At 69.1% G+C, this 20,361-nt stretch carries 21 protein-coding genes and 1 pseudogene; all 22 read left to right on the forward strand.

The window, feature by feature from the left end; translation table 11 throughout:
- Positions 1–2 precede the first annotated feature (2 nt).
- A complete protein-coding gene (locus tag A5701_RS18785; protein ID WP_067757032.1) occupies positions 3–974 on the forward strand; it encodes an NADPH:quinone oxidoreductase family protein in 972 nt (323 codons plus the stop codon).
- Between the two features lie 162 nt (positions 975–1,136).
- Positions 1,137–2,228 (forward strand): homogentisate 1,2-dioxygenase, encoded by a 1,092-nt coding sequence (locus tag A5701_RS18790; protein ID WP_067757035.1) that lies wholly within the window; start codon positions 1,137–1,139, stop codon positions 2,226–2,228.
- A gap of 2 nt (positions 2,229–2,230) precedes the next feature.
- Positions 2,231–3,412, forward strand: coding sequence for a S9 family peptidase (locus A5701_RS18795; RefSeq protein WP_067757038.1), 1,182 nt, complete (start codon positions 2,231–2,233; stop codon positions 3,410–3,412).
- Entirely contained in the window at positions 3,409–4,614 is a 1,206-nt protein-coding gene (locus tag A5701_RS18800; RefSeq protein WP_067757041.1) for a CaiB/BaiF CoA-transferase family protein, read from the forward strand. The genes A5701_RS18795 and A5701_RS18800 overlap by 4 nt, the downstream gene beginning before the upstream one ends.
- Complete coding sequence (locus tag A5701_RS18805) at positions 4,611–5,507, forward strand: hydroxymethylglutaryl-CoA lyase (RefSeq protein WP_067757044.1); 897 nt, start codon at positions 4,611–4,613, stop codon at positions 5,505–5,507. Before A5701_RS18800 ends, A5701_RS18805 begins: the two co-directional genes overlap by 4 nt.
- Positions 5,507–6,121 (forward strand): TetR/AcrR family transcriptional regulator, encoded by a 615-nt coding sequence (locus A5701_RS18810; RefSeq protein WP_067784553.1) that lies wholly within the window; start codon positions 5,507–5,509, stop codon positions 6,119–6,121. Before A5701_RS18805 ends, A5701_RS18810 begins: the two co-directional genes overlap by 1 nt.
- 10 nt (positions 6,122–6,131) lie before the next feature.
- Entirely contained in the window at positions 6,132–7,367 is a 1,236-nt protein-coding gene (locus A5701_RS18815; protein ID WP_067757047.1) for an acyl-CoA dehydrogenase family protein, read from the forward strand.
- Entirely contained in the window at positions 7,364–8,350 is a 987-nt protein-coding gene (locus A5701_RS18820) for a phosphotransferase family protein (protein WP_067757050.1), read from the forward strand. Before A5701_RS18815 ends, A5701_RS18820 begins: the two co-directional genes overlap by 4 nt.
- A complete protein-coding gene (locus A5701_RS28600; RefSeq protein WP_067757052.1) occupies positions 8,350–8,688 on the forward strand; it encodes a DUF6285 domain-containing protein in 339 nt (112 codons plus the stop codon). The genes A5701_RS18820 and A5701_RS28600 overlap by 1 nt, the downstream gene beginning before the upstream one ends.
- 67 nt (positions 8,689–8,755) lie before the next feature.
- The gene (locus A5701_RS18830; RefSeq protein ID WP_067757055.1) at positions 8,756–9,145 is read left to right on the forward strand and encodes a nuclear transport factor 2 family protein; all 390 of its coding nucleotides are present in this window, start codon (positions 8,756–8,758) and stop codon (positions 9,143–9,145) included.
- A 32-nt stretch (positions 9,146–9,177) separates the two neighbouring features.
- Positions 9,178–9,714 carry a YceI family protein gene (locus A5701_RS18835; RefSeq protein WP_067757100.1) on the forward strand — a complete coding sequence of 179 codons (537 nt, stop codon included), beginning with the start codon at positions 9,178–9,180 and terminating at the stop codon, positions 9,712–9,714.
- A gap of 30 nt (positions 9,715–9,744) precedes the next feature.
- Positions 9,745–10,158: a response regulator transcription factor gene (locus A5701_RS18840; RefSeq protein ID WP_067271403.1), complete on the forward strand. Its 414-nt coding sequence runs from the start codon at positions 9,745–9,747 to the stop codon at positions 10,156–10,158.
- Between the two features lie 261 nt (positions 10,159–10,419).
- On the forward strand, positions 10,420–10,797 hold the full coding sequence (locus A5701_RS18845) for an NADH-quinone oxidoreductase subunit A (protein ID WP_067271405.1): 378 nt from the start codon (positions 10,420–10,422) through the stop codon (positions 10,795–10,797).
- A gap of 7 nt (positions 10,798–10,804) precedes the next feature.
- Positions 10,805–11,359, forward strand: a complete 555-nt coding sequence (locus A5701_RS18850) for an NADH-quinone oxidoreductase subunit B family protein (protein ID WP_067271408.1) — start codon at positions 10,805–10,807, stop codon at positions 11,357–11,359.
- A complete protein-coding gene (locus A5701_RS18855) occupies positions 11,356–12,081 on the forward strand; it encodes an NADH-quinone oxidoreductase subunit C (RefSeq protein ID WP_067757059.1) in 726 nt (241 codons plus the stop codon). The genes A5701_RS18850 and A5701_RS18855 overlap by 4 nt, the downstream gene beginning before the upstream one ends.
- Positions 12,081–13,412, forward strand: a complete 1,332-nt coding sequence (gene nuoD / locus A5701_RS18860; protein WP_067757063.1) for an NADH dehydrogenase (quinone) subunit D — start codon at positions 12,081–12,083, stop codon at positions 13,410–13,412. The genes A5701_RS18855 and nuoD overlap by 1 nt, the downstream gene beginning before the upstream one ends.
- Positions 13,409–14,167 carry an NADH-quinone oxidoreductase subunit NuoE gene (gene nuoE, locus A5701_RS18865; RefSeq protein ID WP_067757066.1) on the forward strand — a complete coding sequence of 253 codons (759 nt, stop codon included), beginning with the start codon at positions 13,409–13,411 and terminating at the stop codon, positions 14,165–14,167. The genes nuoD and nuoE overlap by 4 nt, the downstream gene beginning before the upstream one ends.
- Complete coding sequence (gene nuoF / locus A5701_RS18870; protein ID WP_067757069.1) at positions 14,164–15,486, forward strand: NADH-quinone oxidoreductase subunit NuoF; 1,323 nt, start codon at positions 14,164–14,166, stop codon at positions 15,484–15,486. The genes nuoE and nuoF overlap by 4 nt, the downstream gene beginning before the upstream one ends.
- A gap of 4 nt (positions 15,487–15,490) precedes the next feature.
- The gene (locus tag A5701_RS18875) at positions 15,491–17,917 is read left to right on the forward strand and encodes an NADH-quinone oxidoreductase subunit G (RefSeq protein WP_067757072.1); all 2,427 of its coding nucleotides are present in this window, start codon (positions 15,491–15,493) and stop codon (positions 17,915–17,917) included.
- 11 nt (positions 17,918–17,928) lie between these two features.
- The gene (gene nuoH / locus A5701_RS18880) at positions 17,929–19,191 is read left to right on the forward strand and encodes an NADH-quinone oxidoreductase subunit NuoH (protein ID WP_067757103.1); all 1,263 of its coding nucleotides are present in this window, start codon (positions 17,929–17,931) and stop codon (positions 19,189–19,191) included.
- Positions 19,163–19,729, forward strand: a pseudogene (nuoI, locus tag A5701_RS18885) (NADH-quinone oxidoreductase subunit NuoI); the annotation flags it as partial. The gene nuoH and the pseudogene nuoI, both read left to right, overlap by 29 nt.
- Before the next feature lie 5 nt (positions 19,730–19,734).
- Positions 19,735–20,361, forward strand: a 627-nt coding sequence (locus tag A5701_RS18890; protein WP_231969205.1) for an NADH-quinone oxidoreductase subunit J, incomplete at its 3' end; no start/stop codon positions are given.

Genomic DNA, 20,361 nt, shown 5'->3' on the forward strand with positions numbered 1-20,361 from the left:
CCATGCGTGCTGCGCGGGTGACTCGGCTGGACGGTCCGGACGCGATCGAGGTGGCGGAGATCGACGAACCGTCGGGTGACGGTGTCGTCGTCGAGGTGCACGCGGCCGGTGCCGCCTTCCCCGACGCGCTGCTCACCCGGGGCCTCTACCAGTACCGCCCCGAGCCGCCGTTCGTGCTGGGCGCCGAGATCGCCGGCGTGGTCCGCTCGGCGCCGGACGGCGCGCACGTGCGGGCCGGGGACCGGGTCGTCGGGCTGACGATGCTGTCCGGCGGCATGGCCGAAGTCGCGATCCTGCAACCCGACCGGGTGTTCAAACTTCCCGACAACGTGAGCTTCGAGGCGGGCGCCGGCCTGCTGTTCAACGACCTGACGGTGTACTTCGCGCTGACGGTGCGGGGCCGGCTGGCCCAGGGCGAGACGGTGCTGGTGCACGGCGCCGCCGGCGGCATCGGGACGTCGACGCTGCGGCTGGCGTCGCTGCTCGGGGCGTCGCGCACCATCGCGGTGGTCAGCACGGAAGAGAAGGCGAACGTCGCGACGGCCGCCGGGGCCACCGACGTGGTGTTGGCCGACGGGTTCAAGGACGCCGTCAAGGAGCTCACCGGCGGTCGCGGCGTCGACGTAATACTCGACCCGGTCGGCGGCGACCGCTTCACCGACTCGTTGCGCTCGCTCGCCCCCGGCGGACGGCTGCTCGTCGTCGGCTTCACCGGCGGGGATATCCCGACGGTGAAGGTGAACCGGTTGCTGCTCAACAACATTGACGTGGTCGGCGTGGGCTGGGGCGCCTGGACGGCGACGCATCCGAACGCGCTCGCCGAGCAATGGGCCGGCCTCGAGAAGCTGCTCAGCTCGGGCGAGCTGGCCGCCCCCACCCCCGAGGTCTACCCCCTGGACGAGGCCGCCGCCGCGGTCGCGTCGCTGGAGAACCGCACCGCCAAGGGCAAGGTCGTGGTGCGCGTCCGCGACTGACGCGATGTGCCGGTCGATCGGCGACACATAAACGTCAGCGAAGACACGCCGTGTCGGGTCGCAATGGATTATGTCTCGCGGAGGGCCGGGCCCTTGTGCCGGCCAGAAACAAAAAGTAATGTCACTTTCAGTTTTGTCCCAGCGAGCCCCCGGGGGTCAGCCATGGAATCCTTCGTCCACATGCGAAAAGGCAAGACGCCGCGACGCCTGCACGCCGACCTCGACGGGCTCAAGGACGACGAGCTGGGGCGGGGCGGATTCACCGGCCGCACCGCGAACCTGTACCGCCGCCACGACCCCACCGCCTACCGGTCGGTCGGTCCGCTGCGCCCCGTCGACGTGCTCGCGGAACAGCTCAAGCCCGCCGACGCCACCGACGCCAACGGCGGTCCGCTGCTCATGTTCAGCAACGCCGACTGCCGAATCCTGTTGAGCCGTCGCCACGAACCGATGCCGTTCTTCGTCCGCCATGTCGACGGCGACCTGCTGTGCTTCGTACACCGGGGCGCCGGCCTGGTCGAAACCGAGTTCGGGCCGCTGCGCTACCGAGGGGGCGACTGGCTCTACCTGCCGAAGGCGTGCACCTGGCGCCAGGTGCCCGACGAGGAGACGACGCTGCTCATGGTCGAGGCGAGCGACGAGTTCCGGGTGCCGCCGCCCGGGCCGCTGGGCCGGCACTTCCCGTTCGACCCGTCGCAGGCCACGATCCCCGACCCGGCGCCCATCGACGATGACGGGCGCGAGGAATACGAGGTGCGGCTCATGCACGAGGGCGGCCCGACAACCCTGTTCTACCAACACCATCCGCTCGACGTCGAAGGTTGGCGCGGCGACAACTTCGCGTTCACCTTCAACATCGACGACTACAACGTCGTCACCTCCGACAGCGTGCACCTGCCGCCGACCGTGCACCTCTTCATGCAGGCCACCGGCGTCTACGTGATGAACTTCCTGCCCAAGCCCGCCGAAGGCGTGGCCGGCACCGAGCGCACGCCGTGGTACCACCGCAACGTCGACTACGACGAGATCGCCTTCTTCCACGGCGGCTCGCTCTACGGCATCCCGATGCCGCCGGGCCTGATTTCCCATGCGCCGCAAGGCGTTCACCACGGCGCACCGGAGAAGGCGCGGGAACGGGCGCGCCGCAAGTTCGACGAGTACTCCCGCGTCGATTGGCAAGTGATCGCCGTCGACACCCGCCGGCGACTGACCCCGTCGGCCGAGGTGCTGGCGCACGACCTAGGACAACACTGACCATGACGACCCGCCACGAATACGAGCGAATCCCCTATCTCATTGCGTTCCAGAACGATTCCGGCGTCCGCGACGTGTACGGCGGCCTGGCCGAGATCACCGTGCTGGAGAGCTACCTGCTCAAGCCGAAAGACAAGCCGTCGGACACCGTGCTGGTGTTCATGCACCCGATCGGCGGCGGCGCCTACCTGCCGATGATCAACGCGCTGGCCCGGGCCGGCCACCATGTCATCTACTGCAACAGCCGGTTCCGCGGCACCGACTCGGCGCTCCTGATGGAGAAGGTGGTCGAGGATCTCGGCGAGTGCATCAAGGATGCGAAGAAGCGGCTGGGCTACACCAAGGTGGTGCTGGCCGGGTGGAGTGGCGGTGGCTCGCTGTCGATGTTCTACCAGCAGCAGGCCCAGCACCCCACCATCACGTCGAGCCCGTCGGGCGACGGCCCCGACCTGACCGCCCTGGAGCTGCCGGCCGCCGACGGCATCATGCTGCTGGCCGCGCACATCAGCCGGCATGGCACGCTGACCGAATGGCTGGACGCGTCGATCCTCGACGAATCCGATCCGACCAAGCGCGATCCCGAGCTGGACCTGTACAACCCGGACAACCCGAACCAGCCGCCCTACAGCCAGGAGTTCCTGGCCCGGTACCGCAACGCACAGGTGATGCGGAACCGGCGCATCACCGCGTGGGTCAAGGACAAGCTCGCCGAGCTGAAGGCGGCCGGCCGCGAGCAAGACGAGTTCTGCTTCGTCGTGCATGGCACCATGGCCGACCCGCGCTGGCTGGACCCGACCGTCGATCCCAACGAACGCGTCCCGGGAACCTGCTACCTGGGGGATCCTCAGGTGGTGAACATGAGCCCGGTCGGATTGGCCCGCTTCTCCACGCTGCGCGGCTGGCTCTCGCAATGGAGTTACGACGACGCCCGCGGCGACGGGGTGGCCTGCGGGCCCGACATCGCGGTCCCGGCGCTGGTCATCGGTAATCTGGCCGACGACGCCTGCACGCCCAGCCACACCAGGCGGCTGTTCAACGCGATCGGGCACCAGGACAAGGAGATGCACGAAATCCCCGGCGCCACCCACTATTACGCGGGCCCCGACCAGCGCGACAAGCTGCGCGCGGCCGTCGATCTCGTCACCGACTGGCTGGTCCGGCACGACTTCGCGGGGGCGCAGTGACGCCCACCGGGCCGCTGGACGGCGTCCGGGTGCTCGAGCTGGGCACGCTGATCGCGGGCCCGTTCGCCGGACGGTTGCTGGGCGACATGGGCGCCGACGTCATCAAGGTGGAACCCCCCGGCGCCCCGGACCCGCTGCGCACCTGGGGCCAGGCCGAGGCCGACGGGGAGCACGTCTTCTGGACGGTGCACGCGCGCAACAAGAGAGCCATCACCCTCGACCTGCGCAAGCCCCGCGGCCGCGAACTGTTCCTGGACCTGGTCGCGAAGTCCGACGTCGTCGTGGAGAACTTCCGCCCGGGCACACTGGAGAAATGGGACCTGGGTTACGACGTGCTCAGCGCCCGCAACCCGGGCATCATCCTGGTCCGGGTGTCGGGCTACGGGCAGACGGGACCCGACGCGCACAAGGCGGGCTACGCCTCGGTCGCCGAGGCGGCGAGCGGCCTGCGCCACCTCAACGGTTTCCCCGGCGGCCCGCCGCCCCGGCTCGCGCTCTCGCTCGGTGACACCCTGGCCGGCATGTTCGGCGCCCAGGGCGCGGTGGCCGCGCTGTACCGCCGCGGCATCACCGGGCGCGGCCAGGTGGTCGACGTCGCGTTGACCGAATCCTGTTTGGCCGTACAGGAATCCACCATCCCCGACTACGACCTCGCCGGCGTGGTGCGCGGGCCGTCGGGCACCCGGCTCGACGGCATCGCGCCGTCCAACATCTACCGCAGCGCCGACGGCTCGTGGGTGGTGATCGCCGCCAACCAGGACACCGTCTTCGCCCGGCTGTGCAAGGCGATGGGCCGCCCGGAGCTGGCCATCGACGACCGGTTCGCCACCCACGGCGCGCGCGGCCGCAACCAGGACGAGCTCGACGAGATCATCGGCGCGTGGGCCGCGGAACGCCGGCCCGCTGACATCATCGAAACCCTCAGTGCCGCGGGGGTGATCGCCGGTCCGATCAACACGGTCGCGGAGGTGGTCAACGACCCGCAGCTGCGGGCCCGCGGCATGCTGGTCGAGCACTTCGATGAACGGATCGGGCGCAACGTTCTCGGGCCGGGCATCGTGCCGGTGCTCTCCGAATCCCCGGGCCGCGTGCGCAACGCCGGACCGGCGCGGCCGGGCCAGCACAACGACGACGTCTACGTCGGGCTGCTGGGCAGGACCGCCGAGGAGCTCGCGGAGCTGCGCGCCGAGGAGGTGCTGTGAACCAGCACGTGGCCATCCGCGAGGTGGCGCTGCGCGACGGTCTGCAGATCGAGGCGCCGATCCCGTTGTCGGCCAAGCTGGAACTGCTGGCCGCGATCGCGGCCACCGGGGTCCGCGAGGTGGAGGTCACGGCGTTCGTCTCGCCGACGAAGGTGCCGTCGATGGCCGACGCCGCCGAGCTCGCGGCCCACCTGCACGACTACCCCGACATCGAGTTCTCCGCCTTGGTGGCCAGTCCCAACGGGGCCAAGCGGGCGGTGGCCGCGGGCCTGCGCTCGATCGAGTACGTGGTGGCCGCCGACGACACGTTCAGCAAGGCCAACGTCGGCCGCACCAGCGCGCAGGCCACCGAGGCGATCGACGAGATCGTCGCGATCGCGCACGGCGCCGGCGTCACCGTCGAGGTCGTCATCGCCACCGCGTGGGACTCACCGTTCGAGGGCCCCACCCCGCCCGAGCGCGTGCTCGAGATCGCCGCGGCCGCCCGCGACCGGGGCGCCGACCGCCTGTCGATCGCCGACACCATCGGCACCGCCACGCCGGGGCGCGTGAGTTCGCTGATCGCGCAACTGCGTCCGGTGATCGGCGACCTGCCGCTTGGCGGGCATTTCCACAACACCCGCGGCTCCGGGCTGGCCAGCGCGTACGCGGCGGTCAGCTCCGGGGTGACCCGGCTGGACGCCTCGGTCGGCGGGCTGGGCGGCTGCCCGTTCGCGCCCGGCGCCACCGGCAACATCGCCACCGAGGACCTGGTGTACCTGCTGTCCGACAGCGGCATCGGCGTGGACGTCGACCTGCAGGCCGCCATCGCCGCCGCCGAAGTCGCCAAATCGGCTGTGGGCCACGACCTGCCGAGCGCCCTGCTGCGCGCCGGCGACCGGATCCGGACCTGATGCCCGCCCCGGACGCGCTGACCGCCAAGGGCCGCCAAACCAGGCAGGCCATCGAGCAGGCCGCCCGGAAGCTGTTCGCCGAACGGGGCTTTCACGGCACCACGCTGGCCGACATCACGTCGGCGGCGGGCCGCTCGCCCGCGGTGTTCTACCGGTATTTCGCCGACAAGGAGGACCTGCTCGCCGCGCTGGCCGAGTCGTTCCTGCATGACGTCGTCACACCGTCGGGGTTGAGCGTCGAGCTTCCCGAATCGCCCGACGACGACGCGTTCTTCACCGCGGTGGTCACCGGCTACTGGAACATGTTCAAACAAAACATCGGCATCATGATCGCCGTGGCCCAGCTCGCCGCCACCCAGCGGCGCTTCGCGACCGTCCAGAACGAGTTCCGCCGCTTCGGCATGGACATCGTCGCCGCCTCCGTCCGCCGCGCCCAGGACCAGGGCTACGGAACCGAGCTCGACCCGCAACACACCGCGGCGGCCATCGCCCTGCTGTTCGAGAACTTCACCACCGTCTTCGTCGGCCCCTCCAACCTGGGCATCAAGATCAGCGATGAGGACGCCATCGCCACCCTGTCGACGATCTGGAAGAAAACGCTTTACGGCACGTAAGGAGAAACCTGTGGACTTCACACTCCCCGAACACCTTCCGGGTCTGCTCGCCGAGATGGACGAGTTCATCGAGGCCGAGATCAAACCCTTGGAGCGCGAGCACATCCAGTACTTCGACAAGCGCCGCGAACACGCCCGCACCGACTGGGACAACGACGGCATTCCGACGCGCGAGTGGGAGGACCTGCTCGCCGAGATGCGCCGGCGAGCCGACAAGGCGGGCTGGCTGCGCTACGGGCTACCGTCGTCGCTGGGCGGCCGGGACGGCACCAACGTCGACATGGCCGTCATCCGGGAACACCTGGCGCACAAGGGTCTTGGCCTGCACAACGATCTGCAGAACGAATCCTCGATCGTCGGGAACTTCCCGCAGGTGATCATGATGGAGCGGTTCGGCACCGACGAACAACGGCGGGGATGGTCCGAGGCCCTGATCACGGGGGAACGTTCCATGGCGTTCGGGCTCACCGAGCCGCAGCACGGCTCGGACGCCACCTGGCTGGAGACCCGCGCCCAACCCGACGGTGACGGCTGGATCATCAACGGCTCCAAACGGTTCAACACCGGCGTCCACCGCGCGACTCACGACCTGGTCTTCGCCCGCACCTCCGGTGAGCCCGGCCAGGCGCGGGGCATCACCGCGTTCCTGGTGCCGACGGACGCGCCCGGATTCGACGTGCCCTACTACTGGTGGACGTTCAACATGCCGACCGATCACGGCGAGGTGGCGCTGACCGACGTCCGGGTGCCGGCCGACGCGGTGCTCGGCGAGGTCGACCGCGGCCTGGAAGTCGCACAGACGTTCCTGCACGAGAACAGGATTCGGCAGGCGGCGAGCAGCCTGGGCGCGGCCCAGTACTGCATCGACCGCGCCGCCGAATACGCCGGCACGCGAACGGTGTTCGGCAAGCCGCTGTCGGTCAACCAGGCCGTGCAATGGCCGCTGGCCGAATTGCAGACCGAGGCCCAGATGGTGCGGCTGCTCGTCCACTACGCCGCCTGGCACCTGGACCGCGACCACCACATGGAGGTCTCGGACAAGGTGTCGATGGCCAACTACCGGGCCAACCGACTGGTCTGCGACGCCGCCGACCGGGCCATGCAGATCTTCGGCGGCCTGGGCTACAGCCGGCACGAGCCGTTCGAACACATCTACCGCCACCACCGTCGCTACCGGATCACCGAGGGAGCCGAGGAGATCCAGATTCGCCGGGTGGCCCAGCGGCTGTTTAAGTTTGGCAAGTGACGTCGACCGAGGAGCTGGCCACCCAGATCGCCGCGGCGCTGGCGCCGGTCCTCGGCGCCGACGTCGCCGTGGAGAACCTGCGCGCGCTGACCGGGGGCGCCAGCCGCTCGACGTGGGCGTTCAACGCCGTCGCCGGCGAGCGACGCCACGCGCTGATCCTGCGCACGGGCGCGCCCGACGACGTGCACGCCGGCATGGAGCTGGAGGCACGCGCCCAGGCCGCCGCCGCTGCCGCAGGCGCGCCGGTCCCCCATGTCCTCCTCGCTGACGATTCGCCTGCCGCCCTGGGCAATCCGTTCCTGATCTGCGACGCGATCGAGGGTGAGACGATCGTCCGGCGCATCCAGCGCCAACTCGACGAGGCCGGCGGGCAAGCGGCCCGCGCCGGGCTGCTGCGGCAATGCGCACAGGCCCTGGCGGCCATCCACCGCGCCGACCCGGGCATCCCCGGCCTGGCCCGCGAGGATCCGCTCGCGCAGTGGCGCGAGCGGCTCGACGCGATGGGTGACACCACGGCCACTTTCGAATGGGCGTTCCGCTGGCTCGAGGCGCGCCGACCGGAGTCATCGGCCGACGTGCTGGTGCACGGCGACTACCGGATGGGCAACCTCATCGTCGACGGGGCCCGCCTCGCCGCCGTCCTCGACTGGGAATTGGTGCACCGCGGCGACCCCTACGACGACCTGGCCTGGTTCTGCATCCGGGCCTGGCGCTTCGGCGCCCCGGCCAGCCTCGGCGCCGGCGGCCTCGGCAGCATCGAGAGCTTCTTGCGGGACTACGAGCAAGCCGGCGGGACCACCGTCGACCGGGCGGCGTTCCATTGGTGGCTCGTGCTGGCCACCCTGCGCTGGGGCGTCATCTGCCGCTACCAGGCCGAGCGGCACCTGAGCGGCCAGTTCCGCTCGGTGGAGCTCGCCACGATCGGTCGCCGCGTGTGCGAGACCGAGTGGGACCTGCTCGACCTGCTGGAAGGGGCCGCCTGATGATCGGCGCGTACGGCCGCCCGCTCGCGGCCGAGCTGGTGGCCGCGGTGGCCGAGTTCCTCGAGACCGACGTGCGGGCGGCCACCACCGGGCAGGTGAACTTCCACGCGCGGGTGGCCGCCAACGCGCTGCGGATCGTCGAGCGCGAGCTTCTCGACGAGAGCGACGCCGAATCCCGCGCCGCGCTGGCCGACCTTGGGTTCGCCGACGAGGAAGAGCTGGCCGCCGCGATACGGGCCGGCGAGATGGACGGGCGGGCCCGCGAGGTCACCGCGTGCTTGCGCACCTTGGTGCGCCGCCGGGTGGCGGTGGCGCACCCCGGATACGACACCGAATAGCCGGGCGACGACGCGGCCGTGCAGCGGCGCGCGAAGGAGCCGGGCCATCGAGATAGGAGCAGTCGCCATGGCCGGTGCGAGTGTGGAGATCGTGGCCGACGCGGCCGACCGCCTGTTCACGGCGATCGAGAAGGGCGACTACGCGGCGGTCGACGGGATGTGGAGCGATGACATCGCGGTCTGGCGAGTCGGCGCGCGCGGCGACGACGGCAAGGCTCGCGCGCTGCGCGTCATCGACTGGTTCATCACCGCGACGACGGAGCGCCGCTATGAAATCCTGGACCGGCGATTCTTCGAGGGCGGCTTCGTCCAACAACACGTCCTGCACGCCACCGGTCATGCCGGACAATCGATCTCGATGCGGGTCTGCATCGTGATCAGGGTGGGCGGCGACGGCCGGCTGGACCGGATCGACGAGTACTTCGACCCCGCAGATATCGCGCCGTTGCTCGGCTGACGTTAGATTCGCCACGACAGATGGGGGTGACGATGACGACTTTGGAAACACTTCTCAACGATCCCGACCTGGCCGGCGTGTGGAACCTCGTCCCGAACCGCTCGACCATCACTTTCAAGATCAGGAACATGTGGGGTCTGGTGCGGGTCAAGGGCCGCTTCACCGAGTTCAGCGGAGACGGCCAACTGACGGGCACGGGGGCGGTCTTCGGCCGCCTCGACATCCGCGCCGCCTCCCTGGACACCGGCATCGGGCGTCGCGACAAGCACCTGCGCTCGGCCGATTTCTTCGACGTCGAGCGCTTCGGTGAGATCAGCGTCGTCGTCACCGCGGTGCAGCCGACCAAGGGCAAGTCCGCCGACCTCCGGGCCGCCTTCACCATCAAGGGCGTGACCGCGCCGCTGCCGCTGTCCGCCACGATCACCGAGCTCGACGACGGCTCGATCCGGATCGCGGGGGAAGCCAAGGTGGATCGCACCCAGTTCGACCTGGGCTGGAACCGCCTCGGCATGGTCGCCTCGACCGCGACGGCGGCGGCGGACGCCGTCTTCGTGCGGGCTGCCCAGTGAATCCGGCGCGGCACCAGTAGCATCTGCAGCGTGTCCGACTCCAGTCCCGAATCCAGCGTCGCCCTGCGGATCCTGGTCTACAGCGACAACGCCGAAACCCGCGAGCAAGTGATCCGGGCGCTGGGCAAGCATCTGCATCCGGACCTGCCCGAGCTGACCTACCTCGAGGTGGCGACCGCCCCGATGGTGGTCCGGCAGATGGACGAGGGCGGCATCGACTTGGCCATCCTGGACGGCGAAGCCACGCCGACCGGCGGCATGGGAATCGCCAAACAACTCAAAGACGAACTGGCGACGTGCCCGCCGATCCTCGTGCTCACCGGCCGCCGGGACGACGCCTGGCTGGCGAACTGGTCGCGGGCCGAAGCCGCGGTGCCGCACCCCATCGATCCCATCGTGCTCGGCCGCACGGTCCTCGGGCTGCTCCGCACGCCCACCCGATAGACCCGCGCAAGGCGCCTCACCTGCGCCGTTAGCGTCTCACCGCGCCCGCATCCGCGTGTCGTTCGCGCACGGCGCCCGACCGCCAGGTTGCGGTGACGCAAAACTTTCCCGGATACCCCCACCCCGACAAAGCACACCTGCCTTCGCGACGCTATGTTGTGGAGGTCACTGTGACCACCCGCGGCCCGGGCGCGTCACAGCAGCCCGGCCCCCCGCCCGGCCGCCGCACCGGCGGCCCGTACGAGGAGATCTTGGAGCGAGTTGAACGTCTACATACCCATCCTGGTACTCGGTGCGATAGCCGCGGCCTTCGCCGTCGGATCGGTGGTGATCGCGAGCCTGGCCGGCCCGTCGCGCTACAACAAGTCGAAGATGGCCCCTTACGAATGCGGCATCGAGCCGACCGACAGCCCGGTCAGCGGCCCGCACGCGGCGAGCGGCCAGCGGTTCCCGGTGAAGTATTACCTGACCGCAATGCTTTTTATCGTCTTCGACATCGAGATCGTGTTCTTGTATCCCTGGGCGGTCAGTTACGACGCGCTGGGAACGTTCGCGTTGGTCGAGATGGTGGTGTTCATGCTCACGGTTTTCGTGGCGTACGCCTATGTGTGGCGCCGCGGCGGCCTGACGTGGGATTGAGGTAGACGTGGGTCTCGAAGAACAGCTGCCCGGTGGGATTCTGCTGTCGACGGTCGAGAAGGTGGCCGGCTATGTACGCAAGAACTCGTTGTGGCCGGCGACGTTCGGGTTGGCCTGCTGCGCCATCGAGATGATGGCAACCGCCGGGCCAAGATTCGACATCGCGCGGTTCGGCATGGAACGGTTCTCGGCGACGCCGCGGCAGGCCGACCTGATGATCGTGGCCGGGCGGGTGAGCCAGAAGATGGCGCCGGTGCTGCGCCAGATCTACGACCAGATGGCAGAGCCGAAATGGGTGCTGGCCATGGGCGTGTGCGCGTCGTCCGGGGGCATGTTCAACAACTACGCGATCGTGCAGGGCGTCGACCACATCGTGCCGGTCGACATCTACCTGCCCGGCTGCCCGCCGCGGCCCGAGATGCTGCTGTACGCAATCCTGAAGCTGCACGAGAAGATTCAGGAGATGCCGCTGGGCGTCAACCGGGAAACCGCCATCGCCGAGGCCGAGCAGGCCGCGCTGTCGGCCCGGCCCACCATCGAGATGCGCGGGCTGCTGCGATGAGCTCGCCCGACCACGACCCGAAGCAAGCGGCGACCGAAGGGGCCGGCGTGCCCCGTGCCGACGGTGAGGTCATCAACGTTCGCCGCGGCATGTTCGGCATCACCGGTAGCGGTGACACCACCGGGTACGGGCGGCTGGTGCGGGAGGTCGTGCTGCCCGGCAGCTCTCCCCGCCCATACGGGGGCTATTTCGACGACGTGGTGGACCGGCTGGCCGACGCTCTGCAGGCGGCCGACGTCGAATTCTCCGACGCGATAGAGAAAGTCGTGGTGTACCGCGACGAGCTGACCCTGCACGTGCGCCGCGAGGCGCTCCCCCAGGTGGCCCAGCGCCTTCGCGACGAACCGGAGCTGCGTTTCGAGATGTGCCTGGGCGTGAGTGGGGTGCACTATCCCCACGAGGCGGGCCGCGAACTGCACGCGGTGTATCCGCTCCAGTCGATCACGCACAACCGCCGCGTCCGGCTGGAAGTGGCTGCGCCGGACGGGGATCCGCACATCCCCTCGCTGTTCGGCGTCTATCCGACGACGGACTGGCACGAGCGCGAAACCTACGACTTCTTCGGCATCGTCTTCGACGGGCACCCGTCGCTCACCCGCATCGAGATGCCCGACGACTGGCATGGCCATCCGCAGCGCAAGGACTATCCCCTCGGCGGCATCCCGGTGGAATACAAGGGCGCGCAGATACCCCCGCCCGACGAGCGGAGAGCGTACAACTGATGAGCACAGTCACTGACTCGACCAACGGCGGAGGCGGCGCCGGTGAAACCGTGCTGGTCGCCGGCGGCCAGGACTGGGACCAGATCGTCGACGCCGCTCGCAACGCCGACCCCGGCGAGCGGATCGTCGTCAACATGGGACCCCAGCACCCGTCCACCCACGGCGTGCTGCGGCTGATCCTGGAGATCGAGGGCGAGACGGTCACCGACGTCCGCTGCGGAATCGGCTACCTGCACACCGGCATCGAGAAGAACCTGGAATACCGCTACTGGACCCAGGGCGTCACCTTCGTGACCCGAATGGATTATCTGTCACCGTTTTTCAACGAGACCGCGTACTGCCTGGGCGTGGAGAAGCTGCTCGGCATCACCGATCAGATCCCGGAGCGGGTCAACGTCATCCGGGTGATGATGATGGAGCTCAACCGGATCTCCTCGCATCTGGTCGCATTGGCCACCGGCGGCATGGAGCTGGGCGCCATGACGCCGATGTTCGTCGGCTTCCGCGGCCGCGAGATCGTGCTGACCCTGTTCGAGAAGATCTCCGGATTGCGGATGAACAGCGCCTACATCCGGCCGGGCGGCGTGGCACAGGACCTGCCGCCGGGTGCGGAGTCCGACGTCGCCGAGGCCCTCAAGCCGCTGCGCCAGGTGCTGCGCGAAATGGGCGGCCTACTCAACGAAAACGCCATCTGGAAGGCGCGCACCCAGGACATCGGCTACCTGGACCTGACCGGGTGCATGGCGCTGGGCATCACCGGGCCGATCCTGCGGGCCACCGGGTTGCCGCACGACCTGCGCAAGAGCGAACCGTACTGCGGATATGAAAACTATGAATTCGACGTGATGACCGCCGACACGTGTGATGCTTACGGGCGCTACATGATTCGCGTCAACGAGATGTGGGAGTCGATCAAGATCATCGAGCAGTGTCTGGACAAGTTGAAGCCGGGCCCGACCATGATCGAGGACCGCAAGATCGCCTGGCCGGCCGACTTGAAGGTGGGCCCCGACGGCATGGGGAACTCACCCGAGCACATCGCCAAGATCATGGGCAGCTCGATGGAGGCGTTGATCCACCACTTCAAATTGGTCACCGAGGGCATCCGCGTTCCCGCGGGCCAGGTCTACACCGCGGTGGAGTCGCCGCGCGGCGAACTCGGCGTGCACATGGTCAGCGACGGCGGCACCCGCCCCTACCGGGTGCACTACCGGGACCCCTCGTTCACCAACCTGCAGTCGGTCGCCGCGATGTGCGAGGGCGGCATGGTGGCCGATTTGATCACCGCGGTCGCCAGCATCGACCCGGTCATGGGCGGGGTCGACCGGTGACCGGCCCGCAGGGACAGCCGGTCTTCCTCCGGCTCGGACCGCCGCCGGAGGAGCCCAACGCGTTCGTCACCGAGGGTGCGCCGCAGTCGTATTCGCCGGAGGTGCGGGCACGGCTGGAAGTCGACGCCAAGGAGATCGTCGGCCGCTACCCCAACAAGCGCTCGGCGCTGCTGCCGTTGCTGCACCTGGTGCAGGCCGAGGACTCCTACCTGACCCCGGCCGGTCTGGAGTTCTGCGGGGAGCAGCTGGGACTGACCGGCGCCGAGGTGTCGGCGGTGGCGAGCTTCTACACCATGTACCGCCGCGGGCCCACGGGTGACTACCTCGTCGGTGTCTGCACCAACACGCTGTGCGCCATCATGGGCGGCGACGCGATATTCGACGCGCTGAAGGAACATCTGGGCATCGGCAATGACGAGACCACCCCCGACGGCTCGGTCACCCTGCAACACATCGAGTGCAACGCCGCCTGCGATTACGCGCCGGTGGTGATGGTCAACTGGGAGTTCTTCGACAACCAGACGTGCGACTCGGCACGCGAACTCGTCGACTCGTTGCGCTCCGGTGAGCCCAAGCCGCCGACGCGGGGCGCCCCGCTGTGCGCCTTCCGCGAGACGTCGCGCATCCTGGCCGGCCTGCCCGACGAGCGCCCGGACCAGGGCCAGGGCGGGGCGGGCGAGGCCACCCTGGCCGGGCTGAAAGTGGCGCAGGAACACGGCATGCAGGCGCCGACTCCCCCGGGGAGCCCGTCATGACGACCTCTCAGGCCACGCCGCTCACCCCGGTCATCAGCCGCTTCTGGGACGACCCGGAGTCCTGGACCCTGGAGACCTACCGCCGGCACGATGGCTACGAGGCGATGAAGAAGGCGCTGGCCATGGCGCCCGACGACGTCATCGCAACCGTCAAGGACTCCGGGCTGCGCGGCCGCGGCGGCGCCGGCTTCTCGACCGGCACCAAGTGGTCGTTCATCCCGCAGGGCGACACCGGCGCGGCCGCCAAGCCGCACTACCTCGTGGTCAACGCCGACGAGTCCGAACCCGGTACGTGCAAAGACATTCCGTTGATGCTGGCGACGCCGCACGTACTGGTCGAGGGTGTGATCATCGCCGCCTACGCGATCCGGGCCAGCCACGCGTTCATCTACGTGCGCGGCGAGGTGCTGCCGGTGCTGCGCCGCCTGCAGAACGCGGTGGCCGAGGCCTACGCCGCCGGATACCTGGGCCGCGACATCAACGGTTCGGGGTTCGACCTCGAGCTGGTGGTGCACGCCGGCGCCGGCGCCTACATCTGCGGCGAGGAGACCGCGCTGCTCGATTCCCTGGAGGGCCGGCGCGGCCAGCCCAGGCTGCGCCCGCCGTTCCCCGCGGTGGCGGGCCTCTACGGCTGCCCCACGGTGATCAACAACGTCGAGACGATCGCCAGCGTGCCCTCGATCATCCTCAACGGCGTCGACTGGTTCCGGTCCATGGGCAGCGAGAAATCGCCCGGCTTCACGCTGTATTCGCTGAGCGGGCACGTCGCTCGGCCCGGCCAGTACGAGGCGCCGCTGGGCATCACGCTGCGCGAATTGCTCGCCTACGCCGGCGGAGTGCGGGCCGGGCACCGACTCAAGTTCTGGACCCCCGGCGGATCGTCCACCCCGCTGCTCACCGACGAGCACCTCGACGTGCCGCTGGACTACGAGGGCGTGGGCGGGGTCGGCTCGATGCTGGGCACCAAGGCGCTGGAGATCTTCGACGAGACCACCTGCGTGGTGCGCGCCGTGCGCCGCTGGACGTACTTCTACAAGCACGAATCGTGCGGGAAGTGCACCCCCTGCCGGGAGGGGACCTTCTGGCTGGACCAGATCTACGAGCGGCTTGAAACCGGTACGGGCACCAGCGAGGACATCGACAAGCTGTTGGACATCTCCGACACCATCCTGGGGAAGTCGTTCTGCGCGTTGGGCGATGGCGCCGCCAGCCCGGTGATGTCGTCGATCAAGTTCTTTCGCGACGAATACGTGGCCCACGTCGAAGGCGGTGGCTGCCCGTTCGACCCCAGAGACTCCATGCTGAACGGAAAGGCTTGACACTTTGACCAGTGCCGCCAAAACCGAGACCGGCGACCCCAAGGACGGCCCCGAGCGTCCGCCGGACATGGTGACGCTGACCATCGACGGCAACGAAATCAGCGTGCCCAAGGGCACTTTGGTGATCCGAGCGGCCGAATTGATGGGCGTCCAGATCCCGCGGTTCTGCGACCACCCGCTGCTCGAGCCCGTCGGTGCCTGCCGGCAGTGCCTGGTCGAGGTCGAGGGGCAGCGCAAGCCGATGGCGTCGTGCACGACGGTCGCCACCGACGACATGGTGGTGCGCACGCAGCTCACCTCCGAGGCCGCCGACAAGGCCCAGCACGGGGTGATGGAGCTGCTGCTCATCAACCACCCGCTCGATTGCCCGATGTGCGACAAGGGCGGCGAGTGCCCGCTGCAGAACCAGGCGATGTCCAACGGCCGCACCGATTCTCGCTTCACCGACGTCAAACGCACGTTCGCCAAGCCGATCAACATCTCCGCCCAGGTGCTGCTGGATCGCGAGCGCTGCATCCTGTGCGCCCGCTGCACCCGATTCTCCGAGCAGATCGCCGGCGACCCCTTCATCGACATGCAGGAGCGGGGCGCCCTGCAGCAGGTCGGCATCTACGCCAACGAGCCGTTCGACTCGTACTTCTCGGGCAACACGGTGCAGATCTGCCCGGTCGGCGCGCTGACCGGAACGGCCTACCGCTTCCGCGCCCGCCCGTTCGACCTGGTGTCCAGCCCCAGCGTGTGCGAGCACTGCGCGTCCGGGTGCGCCCAGCGCACCGACCACCGGCGCGGCAAGGTGCTGCGCCGCCTGGCCGGCGACGACCCCGAGGTCAACGAGGAGTGGAACTGCGACAAGGGCCGGTGGGCGTTCACCTACGCGACCCAGCCGGACGTCATCACCACTCCCCTGATCCGTGATGCGGACGGCGCGCTGGTGCCCGCGTCGTGGTCGCACGCGATGGCCACGGCGATCCGGGGCCTCGAGGCGGCCCGCGGGCGCACGGGCGTGCTGGTCGGCGGCCGGGCGACGCTGGAGGACGCCTACGCCTACTCGAAGTTCGCCCGAATCGTGCTGGACAGCAACGACATCGACTTCCGCGCCCGCCCCAGCTCGGCCGAGGAGGCCGGCTTCCTGGCGGCACACATCGCCGGCCGGCGCAATGTCAGCTATTCCGATCTGGAATCCGCGCCGGTGGTGGTGCTCGTCGGCTTCGAGCCCGAGGACGAGTCCCCGATCGTGTTCCTGCGACTGCGCAAGGCCGCCCGCAAGCGCGGGCTGCCGGTGTACGCGATCGCGCCGTTCGCCACGCGGGCGCTGGTGAAGATGTCGGGCCGGCTGATCAAGACCGCTCCGGGGGGCGAGGCCGCGGCGCTGGACGCGCTGGGCACCGGCGAGGTGGGCGACCTGCTCTCCTCCCCGGGCGCGGTCATCATGGTCGGGGAACGGCTGGCCACGGTGCCCGGCGGGCTGTCCGCCGCCGCCCGGCTCGCCGACGCCACCGGGGCCCGGCTGGCGTGGGTGCCGCGGCGCGCCGGCGAGCGCGGCGCGCTGGAGGCCGGCGCGCTGCCCACCCTGCTGCCCGGCGGCCGCCCGCTTGACGACGAGGCCGCCCGCGCACAGATCGCGGCGGCGTGGCACGTCTCCGAATTGCCTTCCGCCGGTGGGCGTGACGTCGAGGGCATCCTCGCCGGCGCCGCCGACGGGACGCTGGGCGCCCTGCTGGTCGGCGGCGTCGAACCCGACGACTTCGCCGATCCCCAAGCCGTGCTGGCCGCGCTGGACTCCGCTGGCTTCGTGGTCAGCCTGGAGCTGCGGGGCAGCGCGGTGACCGAGCGCGCCGACGTGGTGTTCCCGGTCGCGCCGACGACGCAGAAGGCCGGCGCCTTCGTCAACTGGGAGGGCCGCTACCGCCCCTTCGAACCCGCGCTGCGCGGCACCATCGCGCAGGCCAGCCAGTCCGACCACCAAGTACTCGACGCGCTGGCCGAGGAGATGGGCGTCTATCTCGGCCTGTCGACCGCCGAAGCGGCCCGCACGGAACTGGCCGGGCTGGGCACCTGGGACGGCGGCTGGGCGTCCGGCCCGTCCGTCGCGACCCCGGAGCCGACCCAGCCCGGTGCGGGTGAAGCCGTGCTCACCGGCTGGCGGATGCTGCTCGACAACGGCCGGATGCAAGACGGCGAGCCGCATTTGGCCGGCACCGCACGCAAACCCGCGGTTCGGCTGTCGGCAGACACGGCCGCCGAAATCGGCGCCGCCGACGGCGACGCGGTGACCGTCAGCACGCCGCGCGGATCGATCAGCCTGCCGCTGATCATCACCGACATGCCCGACCGGGTGGTGTGGCTTCCGCTGAACTCGCCGGGTTGCGCCGTGCACCGGCAGCTGGGCGTAAGCCTGGGCAGCACAGTGAAAATCGGAGTGGGATCATGACGACGAGCTCCTTGTCCGCATTCGGGCACGACACCTGGTGGCTGGTGCTGGGCAAGGCGCTGGCCATCTTCGTGTTCCTCATGCTCAACGTGCTGGTCGCGATCCTGCTGGAACGCAAGATCCTGGGCTGGATGCAGCTGCGGCCCGGTCCCAACCGGGCGGGACCGTGGGGCACGCTGCAAAGCCTCGCCGACGGAATCAAGTTGGCGCTCAAGGAAACCATCACCCCCGGCGGTGTCGACAAGTTCGTCTACTTCGCGGCTCCGGTCATCTCGACGATCCCGGCGTTCACCGCGTTCGCGTTCATCCCGTTCGGCCCGGTGGTGTCGGTGTTCGGCCACCGCACCCCGCTTCAGCTGACCGACCTGCCGGTCGCGGTGCTGTTCATTCTCGGGCTGTCGGCCATCGGGGTGTACGGCATCGTGCTGGGCGGCTGGGCATCCGGGTCCACCTACCCGCTGCTGGGCGGCGTGCGCTCCACCGCCCAGGTCATCTCCTACGAGGTGGCGATGGGGCTGTCGTTCGCGGCGGTGTTCCTCTACGCCGGTTCGATGTCCACGTCGGAGATCGTCGCCGCACAGGACCGGGTCTGGTACGTGTTCCTGCTGCTGCCGTCGTTCGTGATCTACCTGATCTCGATGGTCGGTGAAACCAACCGGGCCCCATTCGATTTGCCCGAGGCCGAGGGCGAACTGGTCGCCGGCTTCCACACCGAGTATTCGTCGCTGAAGTTCGCGATGTTCATGCTCGCCGAGTACGTCAACATGATGACGGTGTCGTCGCTGGCCACCGCGTTGTTCTTCGGAGGCTGGCACGCGCCCTGGCCGATCAACATGTGGGCGGGCGCCAACACCGGGTGGTGGCCGGTGCTCTGGTTCACCGCCAAGATGTGGACCTTCCTGTTCATCTACTTCTGGCTGCGGGCCTCGCTGCCCCGGCTGCGCTACGACCAGTTCATGGCGCTGGGCTGGAAGCTGCTGATCCCCGCCTCACTGGTCTGGGTGTTGATCGCGGCCGTGATTCGGACCATGCAGAACCAGGGGTATGCGCATTGGACCCCGGTGCTGGTGGTCAGCAGCATCGTGTTCGCGACGGCACTGGTGCTGTTGTTGCGAAAACCGTTCGCCACGCCGGGTATTCGCGCGCTGGAGCGACAGCTCCGCCGCCAGGCCAAACAGCTGCCTGCCGGACAGACCTCCACACCCGTATTCCCGACACCGCCGCTGCCGATGAAGTCCCTGGCGGCCGCGAGCAAGGAGAAAGCACGTGGCTAAGTTCCTAGACGCCGTCGCCGGATTCGGCGTGACGTTCGGATCGATGTTCAAGAAGAACGTCACCGAGGAGTATCCGGAGAAGCCGGGCCCGGTGGCGCCGCGCTATCACGGCCGTCACCAGCTCAACCGGTACCCGGACGGTCTGGAGAAGTGCATCGGGTGCGAGTTGTGCGCGTGGGCCTGCCCGGCCGACGCGATCTACGTCGAGGGCGCGGACAACACCGAGGAGCTCAGGTATTCGCCCGGGGAACGGTACGGACGGGTCTATCAGATCAACTACCTGCGCTGCATCGGTTGCGGCCTGTGCATCGAGGCCTGCCCGACCCGCGCGCTGACGATGACCAACGACTACGAGATGGCCGACGACAACCGCGCCGACCTGATCTACGAGAAGGACCGGCTGCTGGCTCCCCTGCTGCCCGACATGACCGCGCCGCCGCACCCGCGCGCGCCCGGTGCCACCGACAAGGACTACTACCAGGGCAACGTCACCGCGGACGGCCTCAAGGAGACCGAGAAGGCCGGGGAATCCCGGTGACTGGAGTGACAAGCCAGCTCCTGGCTTCCGACACCATCGTGCGCACCTCCACCGGTGAAGCGGTGGCGTTCTGGGTGCTGGGCGCGCTCGCGCTGATCGGCGCGATCGGGGTGGTGCTCGCGGTCAACGCCGTGTACTCAGCGATGTTCCTGGCGATGACCATGATCATCCTGGCGGTGTTCTACATGATCCAGGACGCGCTGTTCTTGGGTGTCGTCCAGGTCGTCGTCTACACCGGCGCGGTGATGATGCTGTTCTTGTTCGTGCTGATGCTGATCGGCGTGGACTCCGCGGAATCCCTGAAGGAAACGCTGCACGGTCAGCGCATCGCCGCGGTCCTGGCCGGGATCGGCTTCGGCGTTCTGCTGATCGCGGCGATCGGCACCGCCGCGACCGTCGGCTTCGCGGGCCTGACCACCGCCAACGCCAACGGCAACGTGGAAGGGCTTGCGGCGCTCGAAGCGTTCGCGGTGGGCCAGCACCATCGCGCCGATGGCCGCGGTGATCAGCAGCGCGCTGGTGAGTTCGAACGCCCAGACGTACCGCGAGAAGATCAGCGCCGCAAGCCCTTCCACGTTGCCGTTGGCGTTGGCGGTGGTCAGGCCCGCGAAGCCGACGGTCGCGGCGGTGCC

The organism is Mycobacterium sp. E3305 (assembly GCF_001666785.1).
Classification (GTDB): Bacteria; Actinomycetota; Actinomycetes; order Mycobacteriales; family Mycobacteriaceae; genus Mycobacterium.

Excerpts from the sequence above, each read along its gene's own strand:
- A5701_RS18785 (WP_067757032.1), top strand. The coding sequence starts at position 3 with ATGCGTGCTGCGCGGGTGACTCGGCTGGACGGTCCGGACGCGATCGAG.
- A5701_RS18790 (WP_067757035.1), top strand. The coding sequence starts at position 1,137 with ATGGAATCCTTCGTCCACATGCGAAAAGGCAAGACGCCGCGACGCCTG.
- A5701_RS18795 (WP_067757038.1), top strand. The coding sequence starts at position 2,231 with ATGACGACCCGCCACGAATACGAGCGAATCCCCTATCTCATTGCGTTC.
- A5701_RS18810 (WP_067784553.1), top strand. The coding sequence starts at position 5,507 with ATGCCCGCCCCGGACGCGCTGACCGCCAAGGGCCGCCAAACCAGGCAG.
- A5701_RS28600 (WP_067757052.1), top strand. The coding sequence starts at position 8,350 with ATGATCGGCGCGTACGGCCGCCCGCTCGCGGCCGAGCTGGTGGCCGCG.
- A5701_RS18830 (WP_067757055.1), top strand. The coding sequence starts at position 8,756 with ATGGCCGGTGCGAGTGTGGAGATCGTGGCCGACGCGGCCGACCGCCTG.
- A5701_RS18835 (WP_067757100.1), top strand. The coding sequence starts at position 9,178 with ATGACGACTTTGGAAACACTTCTCAACGATCCCGACCTGGCCGGCGTG.
- A5701_RS18855 (WP_067757059.1), top strand. The coding sequence starts at position 11,356 with ATGAGCTCGCCCGACCACGACCCGAAGCAAGCGGCGACCGAAGGGGCC.
- nuoD (WP_067757063.1), top strand. The coding sequence starts at position 12,081 with ATGAGCACAGTCACTGACTCGACCAACGGCGGAGGCGGCGCCGGTGAA.
- nuoF (WP_067757069.1), top strand. The coding sequence starts at position 14,164 with ATGACGACCTCTCAGGCCACGCCGCTCACCCCGGTCATCAGCCGCTTC.